The sequence below is a fragment of the Pseudomonas sp. M5A4_2d genome (assembly GCF_053345295.1).
In genome coordinates this window covers 1,241,378-1,257,274 of record NZ_JBKEZW010000001.1, presented here as the reverse complement: position 1 = coordinate 1,257,274, position 15,897 = coordinate 1,241,378, and the positions used below count along the sequence as shown (strand labels likewise).

12 protein-coding genes are annotated in these 15,897 nt (G+C 57.8%); 7 read left to right on the top strand and 5 right to left on the bottom strand.

Annotated features, from left to right (window positions below; translation table 11 throughout):
• Positions 1 to 81: 81 nt before the first annotated feature.
• Positions 82 to 1,053 (bottom strand): helix-turn-helix transcriptional regulator, encoded by a 972-nt coding sequence (locus tag ACLBW8_RS05725; RefSeq protein WP_447804838.1) that lies wholly within the window; start codon positions 1,051 to 1,053, stop codon positions 82 to 84.
• A 229-nt stretch (positions 1,054 to 1,282) separates the two neighbouring features.
• Between ACLBW8_RS05725 and ACLBW8_RS05720 the strand changes: the two genes are divergently transcribed.
• Positions 1,283 to 1,795 (top strand): GNAT family N-acetyltransferase, encoded by a 513-nt coding sequence (locus tag ACLBW8_RS05720; RefSeq protein ID WP_447804837.1) that lies wholly within the window; start codon positions 1,283 to 1,285, stop codon positions 1,793 to 1,795.
• On the opposite strand, the gene ACLBW8_RS05715 is transcribed toward ACLBW8_RS05720, so the two are convergent.
• Positions 1,792 to 2,484: an aspartate/glutamate racemase family protein gene (locus tag ACLBW8_RS05715; protein ID WP_447804836.1), complete on the bottom strand. Its 693-nt coding sequence runs from the start codon at positions 2,482 to 2,484 to the stop codon at positions 1,792 to 1,794. The two genes, ACLBW8_RS05720 and ACLBW8_RS05715, sit on opposite strands and share 4 nt — an antisense overlap.
• Positions 2,485 to 2,647: 163 nt before the next feature.
• Here ACLBW8_RS05715 and ACLBW8_RS05710 point away from each other — a divergent pair, with 163 nt between their 5' ends.
• Both ACLBW8_RS05710 and ACLBW8_RS05705 read left to right on the top strand, forming a co-directional pair.
• Complete coding sequence (locus ACLBW8_RS05710) at positions 2,648 to 3,142, top strand: hypothetical protein (protein ID WP_128589232.1); 495 nt, start codon at positions 2,648 to 2,650, stop codon at positions 3,140 to 3,142.
• A 69-nt stretch (positions 3,143 to 3,211) separates the two neighbouring features.
• Positions 3,212 to 3,883 carry a DUF3313 domain-containing protein gene (locus ACLBW8_RS05705; protein ID WP_447804835.1) on the top strand — a complete coding sequence of 224 codons (672 nt, stop codon included), beginning with the start codon at positions 3,212 to 3,214 and terminating at the stop codon, positions 3,881 to 3,883.
• Between the two features lie 111 nt (positions 3,884 to 3,994).
• On the opposite strand, the gene ACLBW8_RS05700 is transcribed toward ACLBW8_RS05705, so the two are convergent.
• From ACLBW8_RS05700 to ACLBW8_RS05690, 3 genes are all read right to left on the bottom strand, one after another.
• Positions 3,995 to 5,389 (bottom strand): DUF1254 domain-containing protein, encoded by a 1,395-nt coding sequence (locus ACLBW8_RS05700; RefSeq protein WP_447804834.1) that lies wholly within the window; start codon positions 5,387 to 5,389, stop codon positions 3,995 to 3,997.
• Between the two features lie 243 nt (positions 5,390 to 5,632).
• Complete coding sequence (locus tag ACLBW8_RS05695; RefSeq protein WP_262664759.1) at positions 5,633 to 6,004, bottom strand: response regulator; 372 nt, start codon at positions 6,002 to 6,004, stop codon at positions 5,633 to 5,635.
• 217 nt (positions 6,005 to 6,221) lie between these two features.
• On the bottom strand, positions 6,222 to 9,476 hold the full coding sequence (locus ACLBW8_RS05690) for a hypothetical protein (RefSeq protein WP_447804833.1): 3,255 nt from the start codon (positions 9,474 to 9,476) through the stop codon (positions 6,222 to 6,224).
• Positions 9,477 to 9,752: 276 nt separating this feature from the next.
• On the opposite strand from ACLBW8_RS05690, the gene ACLBW8_RS05685 reads away from it, so the two are divergent.
• From ACLBW8_RS05685 to ACLBW8_RS05670, 4 genes are read left to right on the top strand one after another with little or no spacing between them, the layout of a single operon-like run.
• Positions 9,753 to 13,250: a response regulator gene (locus ACLBW8_RS05685; protein WP_447804832.1), complete on the top strand. Its 3,498-nt coding sequence runs from the start codon at positions 9,753 to 9,755 to the stop codon at positions 13,248 to 13,250.
• The gene (locus tag ACLBW8_RS05680; RefSeq protein ID WP_208604435.1) at positions 13,251 to 14,081 is read left to right on the top strand and encodes a CheR family methyltransferase; all 831 of its coding nucleotides are present in this window, start codon (positions 13,251 to 13,253) and stop codon (positions 14,079 to 14,081) included. It begins immediately after the preceding gene.
• Positions 14,078 to 14,677 carry a chemotaxis protein CheB gene (locus ACLBW8_RS05675; protein ID WP_447804831.1) on the top strand — a complete coding sequence of 200 codons (600 nt, stop codon included), beginning with the start codon at positions 14,078 to 14,080 and terminating at the stop codon, positions 14,675 to 14,677. Before ACLBW8_RS05680 ends, ACLBW8_RS05675 begins: the two co-directional genes overlap by 4 nt.
• Entirely contained in the window at positions 14,671 to 15,864 is a 1,194-nt protein-coding gene (locus tag ACLBW8_RS05670) for a hybrid sensor histidine kinase/response regulator (RefSeq protein WP_447804830.1), read from the top strand. Before ACLBW8_RS05675 ends, ACLBW8_RS05670 begins: the two co-directional genes overlap by 7 nt.
• Positions 15,865 to 15,897 lie beyond the last annotated feature (33 nt).

The window sequence follows — 15,897 nt, the reverse complement described above, 5'->3', positions numbered from 1 at the left end:
GCAGCAGGGGTAAAAAATGGGCAAAAGAAACCCGTGACCGTCAAAACGACAGTGCAAAACGCTGCGATAAAGCGGTGTGGATCAGTCGGGTGGGGCGTGCACCAAGTGCGCTATACGCGCCTTGTCCTTGACGCCGAGCTTGGTGTAGATAGCGCGAATATGATGGCGTACGGTATTGGGCGACAGGCCAAGGTCGCGGGCGACTTCCTTATAGGTCTTGCCCTCGCCAAAGCCTTGGGCGACGTCGTTTTCCCTTGGGCTGAGCTGGGGCAGGGCGCGGTTGATGCGCGCCGCCAGCAGAAACTGATCGCCCACCGCCGAAACCTCAATGTGGATCTGCTTGCCCTCGTAGCCGCGCTCATCCAGGGCCACCGGCAGGGTAGGGCCGCTCCATTGCGGCCATTCACTGAGCAGTAAATCGGTAAAGCCGCGCTCGGCGCACTGCAGGACGCCGCGCGGGCCGCACACCGCCAGCGCGAGATTGCGTGGGCTTGTGAGCGTTTCGCGCATGGCCACCAGGGCGCGGATCTGGTTCGCCGAAACCGCCGCCACCAAGTGCAGCATCAGGTTGTTGAGCAGCAGGCAGTCCTGCTCGTTGAATTTCGCAGCCGCAGGCTTGCGGTACAAGGTCAGGTGATCGCTCAGACAAGTGAGCGGGTCGACATGGATGACGCACAACAACTCGCCGATCCCGTGCCGTTCGCCGAGCCAATTCAAGCCGGCGCCGCTGGCGCAGTCGCGCATGTCGATGATGACGGCCTGGCCTGGCGCCGCATGTACCTGCTTGATCGTCACATCCATATGGCGGATCGATTGCCAGTCGTCCAAATAGCCCGGCGGCAACTGGTACAGATAGCTGCTGTGCTCTTCCGGCAAGCCTCCTATCAGCGCCGCGCGCCCCCACCAGGCGCTGTCAAACGCCAGTAACTGGCTGATACGCGTCAGTGCATGCTGCTGAAAATGTTCGATGTCCTGGCGCTGGGCCAGTCGCTGCAAATCCAGGGTCAGGGTGCTGAAGGCCTGTAACAGGCCCGAGGGATCAAGACGATTCATGGGCGTTCCTCTGTGGGACTTTTTTTGTTGTTTTCGTCACAGGGTTAAAGGCCGAAACGTTGGATTGACGTGGCAGGGCCTACGCCAAGTATCCGCGCTGCCGGGTGCGATCGCTATCGTACAGATGCAGGATATAGCCGGTTGATTTGCGGGAGGATTCCGGGCTCGTCAGAGAAGCTGGTTTGCCCCTACACTGGCCTGCCACTTGTCTTTCAAAGGATGAAACACAATGCACACGCCTGAACCCCACATCGTGATCCAGCGCTTTACCGAAGCCCACCTTGAAGGTGTGGCTGCGCTCTATAACGAACCGGCTGTGTGTCGTCAGGTGCTGCAAATGCCTTTTCAGTCGATCGAGGCCTGGCGCAAGCGGTTGGTGATGGATAACGAGCGCCGGCTACAGCTGGTGGCGATACATGGCGGCGAGGTGATTGGTCAGCTCGGCATGGAACAGTACCTGCGCGTACGCCAGAGCCACGTCGGTTCGTTCGGCATGGGCGTGGCGACGGCCTGGCAGGGCAAGGGTGTGGGTTCCAGGTTGTTGACGGCCGCGCTGGATGTGGCCGACAACTGGATGAACCTGCACCGCGTGGAACTCACGGTGTACGCCGACAATGAGGCGGCGCATAACCTGTACCGCAAGTTCGGCTTCGAAGTTGAAGGTCGGTTGCGCGATTACGCCCTGCGTGACGGTGTCTTTGTCGACACCCTGAGCATGGCGCGCCTGCGCAAATCGGCTTAATCCTCCAGCGCAAACGCCACCGCGGCCTGCGCATGCAGCTCGGTGGTGTCCAGCAGCGGCAGGTCGCTGTGTTCAGGCTTGATCAGCAGGCCGATTTCCGTGCACCCGAGGATGATGGCCTGGGCACCCCGTGCGGCCAGGGTGGCGATTACGCGCTGATAGACCTGGCGTGAAGCCTGGTTGATCATCCCGACACACAACTCCTCATAGATGATCCGGTGCACGGCCTGGCGTTCGTCCGCGTCGGGCACCAGCACGGTCAAGCCCTGGGCGGCCAGGCGCGCTTTGAGAAAATCCTGTTCCATGGTGAACGCAGTGCCCAGCAGGCCGACCGTCAGCGTGCCGCGCTCAACGGCCGCAGCCCCGGTGGCATCGGCAATATGCAGAAACGGAATCGACACCGCCGCTTCAATGCGCGGCGCCACCAAATGCATGGTGTTGGTACACAGCACCACACACTCGGCACCGCCGGCTTGCAGGCGGCGCGCGGCATCTTCCAGAATCAGCGCGGCGTCATCCCAGCGGCCGGCATGCTGAGCCTGTTCCACCGGGCCGAAATCCACGCTGTACATCAACAATTGCGCAGAGCGCAGTGGGCCAAGTTGGTCGCGCACGCGTTGGTTGATGATGCGGTAATACTCGGCGCTGGACTCCCAGCTCATGCCGCCGATTAGGCCAATGGTACGCATGCGAAGCTCCTGACAAGGAATGTCGCGTTACCTTACTCACCGCCTGCGGATTAGTCATATGCAGTTACCCGCTAAATGACCGGAGCAGTTTTAAGCCATACGGCGAGCCGCCACTTCTGCCATGATCTTACTTCGCAACCTGGCTCACCCAAGGAAATCTGCAATGGACGATGTACAGCAACTGGGCGAGATGCTTCGTCATTACGCCGATAGCGAAGCGCACAAGAAACAGCAATTCGACGTGCAGTCGGCGCGCTGGGCGCAAAAGCTCGGTGAGTTGTTCGGGCAGATTGAACAGTGGCTGGAGCCGGTCAAGACCGTCGGCCTGCTGGACGTCCATCGCGAAGCGTATGTCGCCAGCAGCCCGAGCCTGCCGGTCGAGAGTTCGACCTTCAAAACCGAGAAACTTACCGTGCAGATCACCGGCAAAGCCGTTGAGTTCGTGCCGGAAGTCATGGGCGCAGGCGGCTTGATTTCCGTCTCGGTGATAGGCCTGACCGCTGCTCGGCACGGCAGTATCTCGCTGGTGCTACCGCCGGATAAACAGGACTGGCTGTGGAAGAAAACCAACGGCCTGAAAGACCCGGACACCTTCGCCTTCGACGCCAACTTCCTGGCCGCGCAGTTACAAAGCCTGATCCCGCGCGAACGCGGCTGAGCAAACTCCTTCTGCATTGGCTATACATAGGGCTCGTTGTTTCAATGATGGTCGCCAGGGAGTTCAATGATGAAACTAAGGCTAATGGTCAGTGCGCTGTGCGTCGCTACTGTCGCAGTGTCCGGGTGTGCCTCAAAGGCCCCCCAGCCGGACGAGTATTCCGGTTTTCTCTCGGACTACAGCCAACTTAAAGAGGCCAAGTCGCCCTCGGGCGCCCAGGTGATGCGCTGGGTCGATCCCAACCTGGACCTCAAGCGCTACACCGCGGTGTACATCGAACCCACCCAGTTCTATCCCAAACCCCAGGCCACCGCCAAAATTCCGGCCAGCACCCTGAACGGTATCAACAGTTACTACACCGCAGCGCTCACGCGCGAGCTGAGCAAGTCAATGCAGGTGGCCAATGCCCCCGGCCCGGGCGTGATCGTGCTGCGCGCAGCCATTACCGCCGTGAGCAGCAAGACCGAAAGCCTCAAGCCTTACGAGTACATTCCCGTGGCCTTGGTGGTGGCGGCGGTGAGTACCGGAGCCGGTATTCGTGATCAGGAGACGACACTGGGCACTGAGGCGCAGTTTCTGGATGGCGCGACTGGCAAGGTGCTCGCACAGGTGGTTCGCAAAGGCACCGGCAAGCCCTTGTCCAACGACGCTCAAGTGATGAAGGCGGATGACGTTAAAGGCGTTATCGATGGCTGGGCGTCGGACGTGTATCAGTCTTATGTGAAGCTGAAAAACCGCTGAGGGTTCGACGCATTCCCTGCGCCAGGGTTGTTATAGCGGGGCAGGGCGGCGCACTTATCATCGAGGAGGGACGTACCCGGCCGAATCGAGGTTTCGGCCGGGCACCGGGTGTTACTTGAGCGGTGTCAGCGGTGGTAACTGCCATTGAGTCGCTTCGGGCTTGGGCAGGTAAATCCGCAGTACGGCATAAAACGGACCGGGCGGGGCCGGCAACCAGTTGTTCTGTTCGGCTTTGGGCGGCTCGTGGTGCTGTAATGCCAGGGTCAGGCCGCCGTCGGCGTCCAGCTTGAGGTCGGGCAGCATCCGCGAATTGATCTGGTAGCGTTTCTTGAGGTTGGGCGCCAGCAGCTTGGTCTTTGCGTCGTACATGGTCAGCGACCAGAACGCATCGGCCGGCGGCAATTGATCCTTGTCAAAGTGCACGGTGTAGCTGTGGCGTGCGCCGTTGGCCGGCTTGCCTTCGCTGTCAACGGCGTAGTTCAGGTAAATGGCTTCGTCAGGGGAGTTGCCGAAAATCCCCAGATCGGCCCCGGCGTAGCGGTACAGGTAATTGTTTTTCAGGCGATCGCGGCTGCCGTACAGGTCACTGCTGGACACTTGATGAGTGTCGATCTTGTCCTTCTTGAATGCCGCAAACTCAGCCCGGCCATCGGCGATGCCATCTTCCAGCGCCTTGCGCTGTTCGACGGTCAATGCCTTGACCTTGAACGGCGCGCCAGGGGCGATACCGATCTTGGCAAAGCGTGCCAACAGGTCTTTTTCGCTGTCCTGGGGCGCGGCAAACGCCAGCATGAAGTTCAGGTAGCGAAACAGTTGCGGGCCTTCGGTCATGGTCGCCGTAGGCTTGGGCCATTCGATCTTCGGCACCGGAGCCGGTGCAGGCTGTTTTACATAGCTGCTCAGCGACTGCACTTTGTAGCCGTTCTGAATCTGCTTGACCTTGTTCAGGTCCTTGTCGTCCAACAATTGCGTGCGATACAAGGCGTAGGCGATGTTGCTTTCGCTGTAGACCACTCGGTCGATGTCAACCGGCTGCTGACCCTTCCAGTCCGGGCCGGCAATCATGTAGTGGCCGCCATTGTTGCCGGTGCTGCGGGTGCCCAGGTACGCCATGTTCTGCGTATAAAGGTCGATCAACTGCACCGAGTAGTAACGGTTGTCTTCGATCTTCGGCAGGGTCAGTACCAGAGGTTCTTTGCGCAGGTCCATCCACACGAACGAGTAGGGCGTGTCTGCGTTCGGGGTGGCGAACGCCGTGTCCTTGGGCGTGAAGACCTGGGCGGTATTAGCGATATGGTTGAACGGCGCCTTGAATTTGGCACCGCCTTTATCAACGGCCTGGGTGTAAAGCCTCTTGTACATCGCCACTACCGGGTAGCCATATAAGTAGGCTTCCTTGGCAATGGCCCGGGCTTCGGCAGGGGTTGCCGTAAAATCGGCCCAGGCGCCGGTACTCATGAGAATCGAGAGGCTCGCCAACAGCAGGCGCGTCGGTTTTCCAATCATGTTGTTGCGTCCTTCCAGAGTGCTTTATAAAGGGCGTGGGATCAAAGTGCTGAGTGTCTAGCTTTATTGGCCGAACGTCACGTTAATCCCTGCAAACAAGGTGAACTGAGACTATAGCCGTCATGCGGGTCAGGGCAGGTGTTGAGGCGCAGAGCGGCCCTCGCAATAGCCGCGATGGGCCGATGATGTTCGCCAGGGCTACAAAAATGAGGAGCGTGCTGCCGCGAATGGGCAGCGTCAACGTCAGTTCAGACGATCAGCCAGCATCGATTTGACCTTGTCGCGCAGTTGATCGATAGAGAATGGCTTGCCGATCACCTGCATGCCGGGCGGCACATCGATACTGTCGGCATAGCCGCTGGCAAACAGGATTGGCAGAGCAGGGCGCAGCTCACGCACCTTCTTCGCCAAGTCTTTTCCATTCATATCAGGCAGGCCGACATCGGTCATCATCAGGTCGATCACCTGATCGGTGTTTTCCACGATCACCAGGGCTGCTTCCCCGTCCGCCGCTTCTACTACCGTGAACTCCAATTCTTCGAGTACATCGACGATCAGCATGCGCACGATGGCGTCGTCTTCGACTACAAGGAGGGTGGAGGGGGCAGCGGACATAGGGAAAATTCCTGATGAGTTGGAAGTGCAGGCCTTTAGTCATTTAACGACCATTCTCATTCCTGAGTCCTGTCGATCGAGGTAAGTTCCCCCGACATCAAAACATTGTGCCGCTAATGGGCTGCAATGTCCCGCCCTGCGAGTCAGCGCCCCCGCCCAAAGCCAAGTGAACGCCCGGTAAGTGCAGCAGGCCGGGCGTTCATTTCAAGCCTGTCGATCAAGTGAGATCGTCGTAATCGTCGAAATCAAAATTCGAGGGTTGGCTGTTTTTTCGAGGAAGCTCAATGGCAGGACGCTCGATCCTGTCGCCCGTGTAAGGGGCTCGAGGCGGCTTGGAAGTGGTCGCAATTCCCTGAGCGTCAAAACGAACCGGGTTGTAGTTTGAACTGTGCGTGTAGATACCTCGACCGTCCGCATTGATGCCGGTCATGGTGTACTTAACGACCTCGTGCTTTTGTCCAATGAGGGTGTCATCAATATAATCCCGCTGGCGGGCTTTATTCGTGAATACCCGCGCAGCCAGATCGTCCACTGCAGAATTATTGACCTGCATAATTCCCTCGAATCCTTCAACGGGTTTCTTGGTGAGTTTGGCAAACTGCGCGGCAAATGATTGGCCGCCGCCGGTGCCGGAAAAGCACATGGTTAACCGAATTTCGCTGTATTTGCTCAGGTTAACGTTCTGTGCTTTGAGTAGATCAAGTAACTCATTAGGGGTTATGTGCGTGCCATTCACCGCCATGACTGCGGAGTTATGCCCTGCAGGTACAATGCCATGGGCATCCAGCGTCAGGCGAAGGCCCCGTTTTGTCTGGTCTACGGACATGCCCAGGCCGGTACCCAGTATCTTGAACTCTTGCATCGCGCCACCCATGGCTATGCTTTGGGCCGTAAACACGGGAAGCGGCGGGCCATAGGGGCGGCCATTGACGGGGTTGTAGGCATACCATTTGCCATCGCTCAGTACTGCACCGCCTTCGAAGGTATTTTCTGCAACTTTGTAGGTGCCCGTTGCAACGACACCATTGCTTTTACTGGCCGCCTTGAGCAGATCGTAACTGCCGTCCGCCCCCTTGAGGGTGCTAACACCTTTTTGAATCAGTTTGCCGGCGCCCGCTACCAAATCGCCCAGACCGCTGAGTGGATTGAGTGCCTCAATGGCGGCCACGCCAATGAACTTGACCGTTTTCACGGCCTTGGTGGCTGCGTGTAGGCCTGTACCCAAGATTTTTGTGGTTTGTGCGGCCTTACCCGCGCCAAGTGTGACCAGTCCAACGACGTCAAAGAACAGGTCAAATAACCCCTCACCGATCTTGTGATTTTGGAAATTGACGATGGCAGACCGAAGCGGAATCAGGTTGAGAAAGAACTCACCAATCGCCGCGTTCAACGACCGGTCTTTGTCAAACGACGTCACGCCCTTGGCGTGGTTCAGGAGATCCTCGTTATCCAGTGCGAGCGATTTGACGAAGACATCGGCGATAAACGAAGTGCGGTCTGAGTTATAGCTGTCGGGGATCGCAGGAGGGTTCTTTATCTCGTCGGCGTGCGTGCAAGCGTAAGGGGAGGCAAAAAGTTTCGTTCGGGATACGATATTTGCATTTCGTTCATCCAGTTTTTCACCACTGTAAGGTTCGGTGAACTTATTTTTCAGGTGGTTGGCTTTCTCAAAGGTGCCCTTACTGGTGTCAAGGTAATAAATATTCACCTCACCCGCGCGAGTGGTTTTTATATGCAGTGTATTCCCCCGTTTTGCCAGCGCGAGCGGCGACGTGAAATCCATGTCCACCTTGTAGTCATTGGTGTGGAAGAACTCGAGTTTGCCGGAATCGAGGTTCCTGCGATCTTCCAGTGACAATGTCGAGGTCAGGTACTTCACCATGTCGTGGTGCCCATCGGCTTGGGCTCTTAAGGTGTGTTTATACTCATCTTTGAATAGACGGGCGGCATGAAAGTTATCGGACTGGACATAGGCGTTGAAACGACTGATCGGAACGCTGGTGTCGTCGGTGACCCAGCTATGATTTTTTTTGAGTTTTTCACCCTCCATCGCGATGTCGAGCATGGAACGCCGCTCGGGGAAAACGAAGGGCGCCTGACTGCTGTTCTTGTGGAGGACTTTCAAGACTTTGGCTTCAAAAACCGCTGGATCAACCCCCGGAAATTCCGCTTTAAGGCAATTGAGCGCGATCTCCTTTCGACTGGGCCAAGGTGTCTGCATCAACGAAGAAGCGTTGGTCAATGCTTTCAACTGATTGTTATAGGCATTCCTGACCTTCTCGATTTCGGGCTCCGAAGGTTGGGTGCCGAAGAGATCCAGCATGCCACTGACCACGCCCCAATTTCTCAGGGCTTCGCGCTGGGCAGATTGAACTGCATAGCCGTCGGCCGGCATGGATTCTGCGGAGGCAATAACCTCGGCATAGGTCATGTTTGGCACCCGACCAGGCGTCTGCGCTTCGATCTTGGCTACTGCGAGGGTCAGTTGCGTCCAGACGGTGCTGCCGTATGTCACAGTGGGCGGGATGTCTTTGATGAGAAATTGTGGGTAATTGCGGGCGAATAGAAGGTGTGTCGCGAGTTTAACGGTGCTCGCTGTCACTTTGCTGTCGGCAATAAGTTGATCGCTCACGGATTTAACCGCCAGCGAGGGGGACGCGCCCCAGTACGAGGAGTCATGCAAAACAACACCGGCTACCTTGTTACGTTCGGGATGCCTACTGGACTCTTGATCGAGTCCAAGATGAATGGCGGCCAATACATAGTCGTAAATACTGATGTCCGATGACGCGCCATTCAGATGCGTTTGCAGAGCTTTCCCCAGTGCCTGGCCCTTGGGTGAGTCGATTAGTTTTTGTAGCGCCAGGCCGGGGTCCTGCAGGTCGCTAGACGTCAGCGAACTGCCCCTCAACAGGTAACCCAGCGTGCCGTCGCCATCTCTAGGCAACGGCAAGCCAGGCAGACCTGTGTTGTGTGAGTGGAGGAAGTTCATGATGCTGTTCTGGTCGTGTTGCGATATCGGCATTGGCCAGGACAGCGCGCCACCGAAATTTCCCAGTGGATGCAATGAGGCTTTTTGCTCCAGTTTTTGCGCCAACGCAGTGAAGTCACCCGCCGTACGCGGCAGGTCATAACCGAGGTCAGTAATGACGCTGGTAAACGTTTGAGGCGTGGTATGGGCTGAGGCGTTGGACGAATGCTCATGCAGCCGCAGTGTGTTTTTGTTCAACCAGTCTGAGGCTGAGAAGCCGTCTTTAACCCAGGGAACAATCCCGCGCAGCCTGATGGCCAGGTTTTTCAGGTTTTCCTGGTCAGCCAGAAGTCGCTGCAAGGAACTGGTAGTGGGCGTCTGAACGGTGGCAGTGGTTGTTGTTGAAGTGCTTGAGGCGTTTTGCGTTTTAACGTCAGGCTCTGTGACAGTGTGGTTGTGAGAGGTGACGACTGGCTGCAGTGCAGCGTGGGTGATGCTCATGTGAATTACCTTGGCGGGTCAGAAAAGACGCCTTCCAAAAGATCTTCCGTGTTCCTGAGGCGCAATATTGAGTGCGAAAACCTTATAGGTCCGTTCCGCTCCAGTCCCAGTCATCTGTTTTAAGGTGTGTAAATGAGTTGAAGAAACCGGCCGAAATCACCTTGAAATTCACGTGCAGTGAGTAGGCTATTGCTTCAAATCAACGCAGAAACGTAGCCCTTGGCCCTGGTATTCGGGCAAACTCCCCCTTTTTCCGCACTTGGCCAAGGCATGCCCATGACTCCCGCTTCGTCTGTCGATGAAAAGAGCTTCCGTAAACTCCTGAGCCGAAACGTGGCCTTGCCTCTGGGCGTGGGCGTGCTCAGCGCGGCTTTTTTTGTCGTTTTGATCACCTATCTATTGTCGGTGATCCAGTGGGTGGAGCACACCGATCGGGTCATCAATAACCTCAATGAGTCGTCCAAATTGACGGTTGACCTGGAAACCGGCTTGCGTGGTTTCCTGATTACCGGTGATGAGCATTTCCTCGACCCGTATGAAGTGGCAAAGCCTCGCATCATCGGCGATTTACATAATCTGCAGGAACTGGTGGCGGATAACCCGCAACAAGTGGATCGCCTTAAACGCCTGGAGTCGTTGCAGGCCGAGTGGAACAAGTACGCCCAGTCGATGATCGACCTGCAGCGCCAAAGCGGGGATTACCGCGGGGCGGTCAAGTCCGGCCGGGGCAAGAGCCTGACCGACGCCATTCGCCAGGAATATGCAGATGCGGTGGATATGGAGCAGCAGTTCCGTGTCACCCGCAACGCAGATGTCACCCGCACAACAGTGGTCAGCGTCACCCTGTACCTGGTCTTTGTGCTCGGCCTGAGCGGCTTTTTGGCGTACAGCGGCAGGAGGAATTTAGTATCTCTATCAGATAGTTACAGTGCAAACCTCGCGTCACAACAGAAGATCGCCCGGCGCCTGGAACAGCAGGCTTGGTTACGCAACGGTCAAACCGAGCTGGCCGAACAAGTCCTGGGGCAACTCAGCCTGAATTTGCTGGGGCGCAACATCCTGCATTTCTTCGCCCAGTACATGGGCTCGGTGGTGGCTGCGCTGTATGTGCGTGAAGAGCACGGCGGCCTCAAACGTGTGGCCACGTATGGCTTCTCCCGTGAACAGGAGCAGCAGGAACAGTCGATCTACAGCGACGAGGGCATCGTTGGGCAGGCCGCCCAGCTCGATCGCCTGATTCGCCTGGACGATGTGCCGGTGGATTACTTCAAGGTCAGTTCGGGCCTGGGCGAAGGTTCAACCCGCAGTGTGCTGGTGATGCCGACCAGCGACGACGACCGTGTCAATGGCGTCATCGAGCTGGGCTTCCTGCGCCCGCTGGAAGAGCGTGATGTCGAATTGCTGGAATTGATTGCCGGCAATATTGGCACGTCCATCGAAGCTGCCCGTTATCGCCAGCGCCTGCAAGAAGTGCTGGCCGAGACCCAGCAACTCAACGAAGAGCTGCAAGTGCAGCAGGAAGAGCTCAAGACCGCCAACGAAGAGCTGGAAGAGCAGTCGCGCATTCTCAAGGAATCCCAGGCTCACCTGGAAACCCAGCAGGCCGAGCTTGAGCAGACCAACGAGCAGTTGGCCGCGCAGACGCAAACCCTGGCCGAGCAGCGCGATGCCATGGACCGCAAAAACGTCGAGCTGAACCGCGCCCAGATCGAACTGGAAGACCGCGCAGACGAATTGCAGCGCTCCAGCAAGTACAAGTCCGAGTTCCTCGCCAACATGTCCCATGAGTTGCGCACACCGCTGAACAGCTCGCTGATTCTGGCCAAGCTGCTGGCGGAGAACCCTCAGGAGAACCTCAGCGCGGAACAAGTCAAGTTTGCCGAATCCATCTATTCGGCCGGTAATGACTTGCTCAACCTGATCAACGACATCCTCGACATTTCCAAGGTAGAAGCCGGCAAACTGGAGGTGCGGCCGGAAAACTCCAGCGTCGCGCGGCTGGTGGATGGCTTGCGTGTCATGTTCGAGCCGCTGACCGCCGACCGCAAGTTGGGCTTCCAGGTTGAGGTACAGGCAGACTCACCGACCATGCTGTTTACCGACCGCCAGCGTCTGGAGCAGATCCTCAAGAACCTGCTGTCCAACGCGGTCAAGTTCACTGAGCAAGGTGAGGTCAGCCTCTCGGTGTCTCGTGCCGGGGAGGGCGGCATTGCCTTTACCGTGCGGGACTCAGGGATCGGCATTGCGCCGGACCAGCAGGAAAGCATCTTCGAGGCGTTCCGTCAGGCGGATGGCACGACCAACCGCCGTTACGGTGGGACCGGCCTGGGCTTGTCGATCTCGCGCGACCTGGCGACGTTGCTCGGCGGCTATATCAGCGTGACCAGCGAGCCGGGCAAGGGTAGCGTGTTTACCCTGGTGTTGCCGGAGCAGTACGTGGAACGCGCGCAGAACGACGCGCCGATCGAGCCGCCACGCCAAGTCGTCGCAGCGCCTGCACCGAAGCCTGTTGTGGTCTCTGCGTTGCCGATTGCCGACGCACAACAGATCCCGCGTTTTGCCGATGATCGCGACAAGGCACCGTTCACCACCCGTTGTATTCTGGTGGTGGAAGACGAGCCCAATTTTGCGCGCATCCTGTTCGACCTCGCCCACGAGCTGGGCTACAACTGCCTGGTCGCCCATGGCGCGGATGAAGGCTACAGCCTGGCCGAGGAGTTCATTCCCGACGCCATCCTGTTGGACATGCGCCTGCCCGACCATTCCGGGCTGACCGTGCTGCAACGCCTCAAGGAACACGCCAATACCCGCCACATTCCGGTGCATGTGATCTCTGTGGAAGATCGCGTCGAGGCCGCGATGCACATGGGCGCCATCGGGTATGCGGTCAAACCGACCACCCGCGAAGAGCTCAAGGATGTGTTTGCGCGTCTGGAAGCCAAATTGACCCAGAAGGTCAAACGCGTATTGCTGGTGGAAGACGATGACCTGCAACGCGACAGCATTGCCCGCTTGATCGGCGACGATGACATTGAAATCACCGATGTAGGCTACGCCCAGGCCGCTCTGGACCTGCTGCGCACCAATATCTACGACTGCATGATCATCGACCTCAAACTGCCGGACATGCTCGGCAATGAGCTGCTCAAGCGCATGGCGACCGAAGACATCTGCTCGTTCCCGCCGGTAATCGTCTACACCGGGCGCAACCTGACCCGTGACGAAGAGGCGGAGCTGCGCAAGTATTCGCGCTCGATCATCATCAAAGGCGCGCGCTCACCTGAACGCTTGCTGGACGAAGTGACACTCTTTCTGCACAAAGTCGAATCCCAGCTGTCCCATGACCGCCAGAAGATGCTCAAGACCGCCCGCAGCCGCGACAAGGTCTTTGAAGGTCGCAAGATCCTGTTGGTGGACGACGATGTGCGTAACATCTTCGCCCTGACCAGTGCCCTGGAGCACAAGGGCGCCGTGGTGGTGATCGGGCGTAACGGCCGTGAGGCGATCGACAAACTCAATGAAGTTGACGACGTGGACCTGGTGTTGATGGACGTGATGATGCCGGAAATGGACGGTTACGAGGCTACCACCTTGATCCGCCAGGACCCGCGCTGGAAAAAGCTGCCAATCATTGCAGTGACGGCCAAGGCCATGAAAGACGATCAGGAACGTTGTCTCGCGGCGGGCTCGAACGACTACCTGGCCAAGCCGATCGACCTGGACCGTTTGTTCTCGCTGATTCGCGTATGGCTACCGAAGATGGAACGCATTTAAGTGGAGCGAAGTTTTTTGGATAAAAGCAGCGATATTGAGCTGCGCCTGCTGATCGAGGCGATTTACCTCAAGTACAGCTATGACTTTCGCGACTACTCGGGTGCGTCAGTCAAGAGACGTGTGGCCCACGCCTTACACCAGTTTGGCTGCGCCACTATTTCCGCGCTGCAGGAGCGCGTGCTGCACGACCCCGCCGCGTTCATGCAGTTGCTGCAATTTCTGACGATCCCGGTGAGCGAGATGTTTCGCGACCCGTCGCACTTCCTGGCGATCCGCCAGGAGGTGGTGCCGTTGCTCAAGACCTACCCGTCGATCAAGATCTGGATCGCCGGTTGCAGCACGGGGGAGGAGGTGTACTCCATGGCCATCCTGCTGCGCGAAGAAGGCTTGCTGGAGCGCACGATCATCTATGCCACGGATATCAATCCGGCATCGCTGGAAAAAGCCAAGCAAGGCATTTTCTCCCTGGAGAATGTGCGGGCCTACACCGCCAACTATCAGCAGGCCGGGGGGCAGCGTTCATTTGCCGATTACTACACGGCAGCCTACGATTATGCGATCTTCGACAAGACACTGCGCGAGAACGTCACCTTTGCCGATCACAGCTTGGCAACTGACAGTGTATTCTCAGAAACTCAATTAATTTCATGTCGCAACGTGCTGATTTATTTCAATAAAAAATTACAGGATCGAGCGTTCGGGTTGTTTCATGAGTCGCTGTGCCATCGCGGTTTTCTGGTGCTGGGCAGCAAGGAAACCCTGGATTTTTCCGCTTACAGCAAGCAGTTCGAACCCTTGGTCAAGCAGGAACGGATCTACCGAAAATCATGAGCGACACCGCAACCAGCCCGATCAGCGGGATTGAAGCCATCGTCGTCGGCGCTTCCGCCGGCGGTGTCGAGGCGTTGCTGAGTATTTTTGGCACGTTGCCCGGTACCTTCAGTGTGCCGATCATTGCCGTATTGCACCTGCCGGATGAGCGCCGTAGCCAGTTGGCCGAAGTCTTTGCACGGCGCTTGCGCATCCCGGTGCAAGAAGCACGAGACAAGGAAGTGATAGTGGCGGGCACCTTGTATTTTGCCGGGCCCGGCTATCACCTGTCGGTGGAAAACGATCGCAGCCTGTCCTTGAGCCAGGAAGACCGCGTACACCATTCCCGACCCGCGATCGATTATTTGTTTGCGTCCGCTGCCGATGCCTATGGCACCGGTTTGATGGCGGTTCTGCTGACGGGCGCCAACCATGATGGCGCGCGCGGCCTTGCCCACGTCAAACAATCGGGTGGCACCACCGTCGTACAAGAACCCACAGAAGCACGCATCGCCGTGATGCCCCTGGCGGCCCTGGCCTTGCATACACCTGATCATATTCTAACGTTGAGCCAGATCGGCTCACTGCTGGCTTCCCTGGAACCTTCCCCATGTTAAGTACTGTCCAGGCCAAACTGCTGATCGTCGATGATCTGCCAGAAAACCTGCTGGCCCTCGAGGCGCTGATCAAGCGCGAGGATCGCCAGGTCTTCAAGGCATTGAGCGCCGACGAGGCCTTGTCACTGTTGCTGGAGCACGAGTTCGCCATGGCGATTCTCGATGTGCAGATGCCCGGCATGAACGGTTTCGAGCTGGCCGAACTGATGCGCGGCACTGAAAAAACCAAGAATATCCCGATTGTGTTCGTCAGCGCCGCCGGCCGTGAACTCAACTATGCCTTCAAAGGCTATGAAAGCGGTGCCGTGGACTTCTTGCACAAACCGCTGGATATCCATGCGGTCAAGAGCAAGGTCAATGTGTTCGTAGACCTGTATCGCCAGAGCAAGGCCATGAAACTGCAGGTGGAAGCCCTGGAGCGCAGCCGCCGTGAGCAGGAACTGTTGCTGACGCGCCTGCAGGCCACCCAGTCCGAGCTGGAGCAGGCCGTGCGCATGCGTGACGACTTCATGTCAATCGTCGCCCACGAAGTGCGTACGCCGCTTAACGGGCTGATCCTGGAAACCCAGCTGCGCAAGATGCACCTGGCGCGCGATAACGCCGCCGCGTTTACGCTGGACAAGATGCACGCAATGGTCGACCGCGATGAGCGCCAGATCCAGAGCCTGATTCGCCTGATCGAAGACATGCTCGACGTGTCGCGCATCCGCACCGGCAAGCTGTCGATTCGCCCGGCGCGTTTCGACCTGACCCAACTGGTGCGTAACCTGGTGCAGAACTTCGCGCCGCAGGTGGCCGCGGCGGGCTCGACCATGGACCTGGAGGCCGAAGAGGGCGTCGTGGGTAATTGGGATGAGTTTCGCATCGAACAGGTGGTGACCAACCTGCTCACCAACGCGTTGCGCTACGGGGCCAAGAGCCCTGTGGATGTGCGGGTGTATACCTCACACGGTGAGGCGCGCGTCGAGGTGCGTGACCGTGGCATCGGTATCAGCGAAGACAACCAGAAGCGTATTTTCCAGCAATTCGAGCGTGTTTCGGCCAGCCATGTAGCAGCAGGCCTGGGCTTGGGGTTGTTTATCTCCGAGCAGATCGTGACCGCCCATGGCGGCGCCATCGAGGTCGAAAGCCGCATAGGCGAGGGCGCCTTGTTTCGGGTGTGCCTGCCTCTTGAGGCGTCGGTATGAAATCAATCGTCACCTCGACGCAACCTCTGCGTG

Bases quoted from the DNA above. Each gene is read 5' to 3' on its own strand.
- ACLBW8_RS05705 (WP_447804835.1), top strand. From the start codon at position 3,212: ATGAAACTAAGGCTAATGGTCAGTGCGCTGTGCGTCGCTACTGTCGCA.
- ACLBW8_RS05670 (WP_447804830.1), top strand. From the start codon at position 14,671: ATGTTAAGTACTGTCCAGGCCAAACTGCTGATCGTCGATGATCTGCCA.
- ACLBW8_RS05725 (WP_447804838.1), bottom strand. From the start codon at position 1,053: ATGAATCGTCTTGATCCCTCGGGCCTGTTACAGGCCTTCAGCACCCTG.
- ACLBW8_RS05700 (WP_447804834.1), bottom strand. From the start codon at position 5,389: ATGATTGGAAAACCGACGCGCCTGCTGTTGGCGAGCCTCTCGATTCTC.
- ACLBW8_RS05710 (WP_128589232.1), top strand. From the start codon at position 2,648: ATGGACGATGTACAGCAACTGGGCGAGATGCTTCGTCATTACGCCGAT.
- ACLBW8_RS05720 (WP_447804837.1), top strand. From the start codon at position 1,283: ATGCACACGCCTGAACCCCACATCGTGATCCAGCGCTTTACCGAAGCC.
- ACLBW8_RS05715 (WP_447804836.1), bottom strand. From the start codon at position 2,484: ATGCGTACCATTGGCCTAATCGGCGGCATGAGCTGGGAGTCCAGCGCC.
- ACLBW8_RS05690 (WP_447804833.1), bottom strand. From the start codon at position 9,476: ATGAGCATCACCCACGCTGCACTGCAGCCAGTCGTCACCTCTCACAAC.
- ACLBW8_RS05675 (WP_447804831.1), top strand. From the start codon at position 14,078: ATGAGCGACACCGCAACCAGCCCGATCAGCGGGATTGAAGCCATCGTC.
- ACLBW8_RS05685 (WP_447804832.1), top strand. From the start codon at position 9,753: ATGACTCCCGCTTCGTCTGTCGATGAAAAGAGCTTCCGTAAACTCCTG.
- ACLBW8_RS05695 (WP_262664759.1), bottom strand. From the start codon at position 6,004: ATGTCCGCTGCCCCCTCCACCCTCCTTGTAGTCGAAGACGACGCCATC.